2 protein-coding genes and 1 pseudogene are annotated in these 2,378 nt (G+C 61.7%); 2 read left to right on the top strand and 1 reads right to left on the bottom strand.

Annotated elements, in window-relative coordinates; genetic code table 11:
* Positions 1–183: 183 nt before the first annotated feature.
* Positions 184–492, bottom strand: coding sequence for a hypothetical protein (locus tag NEZ08_RS23605; protein ID WP_298112505.1), 309 nt, complete (start codon positions 490–492; stop codon positions 184–186).
* Positions 493–639: 147 nt separating this feature from the next.
* Here NEZ08_RS23605 and NEZ08_RS23600 point away from each other — a divergent pair, with 147 nt between their 5' ends.
* Both NEZ08_RS23600 and NEZ08_RS23590 read left to right on the top strand, forming a co-directional pair.
* Positions 640–1,266: a hypothetical protein gene (locus tag NEZ08_RS23600; RefSeq protein WP_298112502.1), complete on the top strand. Its 627-nt coding sequence runs from the start codon at positions 640–642 to the stop codon at positions 1,264–1,266.
* Positions 1,267–1,974: 708 nt separating this feature from the next.
* Positions 1,975–2,378: pseudogene (locus tag NEZ08_RS23590) on the top strand (helix-turn-helix domain-containing protein); the annotation flags it as partial.

Below are 2,378 nucleotides of genomic sequence, written 5' to 3'. Positions count from 1 at the left end.
CCGACGAAGGCGACCAGGTCGAAGGCGAGGGAACCGCCGAGTTGCTCGAAGACGGCACGCTTGAGATCGAATTCTCCTACAACAATGGCGACGAGGCCGTCCTCAAAGCCAAACGCGAGACTTCTTCAACAGCCTGCTAGGATTTACCAAGCAACGATGGGTACTGGCTGGCGCCCTGTTAACCTAGTTGGACTTACGAGCAGCGGGGCTATGGCTAGCACAGTGCCGCTCGGTGCTTTGAATCACGGCGGCGTCGCGCAAGACGTCATGAATGCGCCGGCGGCATTCGCCAGGCTGAAACCAATCGTTGCGCTTGCGCGCCGGACCCTTCGCTCCCGTCGCAGCCTCTGCCTCCGGATCAAACAGCCGAAGGGTGGCGTCCAAATGTGTCAAGTCGACGCGGTGCTGCTCGACATGACGCCCGAGACATTCGAGCGTTTCGGAAATCTCCGCGCGTTTTGCCCGCAAATTCATCATGACCAGCGCTTCCATTATTGGCGGGTGCTACATAAGGCCGCAGATTTCCCCTCCGTCACGGCGACTGGACACGACGTCAATATTATGTTAAATATTTATCTTGGGCAGGTCGTGCGGCCGGCTTGAGCCCTGCGCAAAAGTTTAGTGCGAGGGAGTAGTACTATGGCAAGGTTCGCTTTAAAGAGCGCAGTTTGCGCTTTGAGCCTTTTGACCGCGAGCAGCGCGTTAGCTAACGTTTATACTTTGAGCTTGGATCACTGCTCAGGCACAGGCGGGTGTGCCATCGGGTCCGACAGTTCGTATATTACGGCGGTCAACGATGGCGCGAATTTGGACATTAATGTCTATCTGCTCGGCGGGGATGTGTTCATGCATGGCCCGACCGGCAAGAACGGCAAGAACACGTTTGGTTTTGACCTCAACCTTTCGTCGATCACATTCGGCAGCATTACGTCTCCTTTCGTAGCAGTTTCGGGCATCTCGGGGAGCAACGCTATGGACGGCGCCGGGAAGTACGATTACGCCATAAATTACCCGGGAAGGGGCGGTCCGACGACGGCGACGTTGCTAAGCTTCGTGATCAACGGCGCTTCGGTGAGCGACATTTCGAATATCGCAGGAGTGTTCGCCGCTGATATCAGAAGTGGCACCACCGGAAACACGGGCGTGGTGGAGTTCAGCGCCGCAGTCCCGGAGACTTCGACGTGGGCGATGATGTTGCTCGGCTTCGCTAGCCTCGGCTTCGCTACCTACCGCAAAGCTCGGAAGCCTGCCGCGTTCGCTGCTTAAGGCTTCTGCGTAAGGCTGGTCTTCCTCGAAGACTTATCCGGGCCGCCCTAAGGGCGGCCCTTTGTTCAGGCGACAGTCGAAGCCCCGCTCGCGTAGAAAAAGGTGGCTTGATCGGTGACGAGCGTGCTCGCGGCGATAGTGAAGTTCGCCGCGAGGCTGCCTGAATTCGCGCCCCAGGGAGCCCGACGACTTGCGGATCCGGGGGCAGGGCGGCGAGGCCGTGGCGGCGCCCAGCCGGCATAATGGCGCCAGTCGGAGGCATAGGCTTTGCGTGTGTTTTCGGCGCTCGAGGCCTCGGCGTAGCCGCGCGCGGTCTCGGCCAACGGATGCAGCGGGCCGGGCAGGCGCCCGATGGGATTTTCGGCGCGGGGGGGCGTGGCCGTCCCCAGGTCGGGCGCATCGCGGGATGGCGCATTAGACGCCGCAGAGTCGGATCGAGGGCCGTTTGGGGGGTTCTGAGCGCTGGAATCCGGACTTTTTGGCCTTATCGGCGATTTATGTCCGATAATGCAAACTTATCGGACATTATTCGTTGGCGACGAGCGCGGCGGTTTACGGCGGTTAAGCTCGACAAAAGCGCCGCCGCTGCTTAGGCTCGCGCTCAAGGCGGCGGCCGCTAGAGGAACCCGAACTGAAGGAATCGAGGGGGATTCCCGAATCGGACAGGTTCTGATTCAGAGTGTCTGCCGGATCGGGAGGCCGGCGGGCATGTCGAAAGCGCTATCTCTGGATCTTCGGACGCGGGTTCTGGCGGCGGTGCACGCCGGCTCCACGCATCGGGAAGCGGCTGAGCGGTTTGGCGTCAGCGCCGCCAGCGTCAGCCGCTGGCGCGCGCGAGAGCGCGAGCAAGCAAGGCGATCCCCGTCCCAAGGCGCTCGGCGGCGACCGGCGGTCGCAGCGCATCGAAGCTCACCACGCCGCCGTGCTGGCCGCGCTTGGCCCTGACAGGAACGCAACGATCGAGGACGCGCGCCGGGATCTGGCGGCGCAAGGTCTCAGCTTCGGCTTCGGCACGATCCAGCGCTTCTTCGCCCGTCATCACATCACGCGTAAAAAAAGACCGCGCACGCCTCAGAGCAAAGTCGCCCCGATGTCGCCGCGCGGCGGGAGGC

Source organism: Bradyrhizobium sp., from assembly GCF_027451485.1.
Lineage (GTDB): Bacteria > Pseudomonadota > Alphaproteobacteria > Rhizobiales > Xanthobacteraceae > Bradyrhizobium.
This window is presented reverse-complemented; position numbering and strand designations above follow the sequence as displayed.

What these genes read in the sequence shown, in the direction of transcription:
- NEZ08_RS23605 (WP_298112505.1), bottom strand. Translation starts at nt 492, where the DNA reads ATGGAAGCGCTGGTCATGATGAATTTGCGGGCAAAACGCGCGGAGATT.
- NEZ08_RS23600 (WP_298112502.1), top strand. Translation starts at nt 640, where the DNA reads ATGGCAAGGTTCGCTTTAAAGAGCGCAGTTTGCGCTTTGAGCCTTTTG.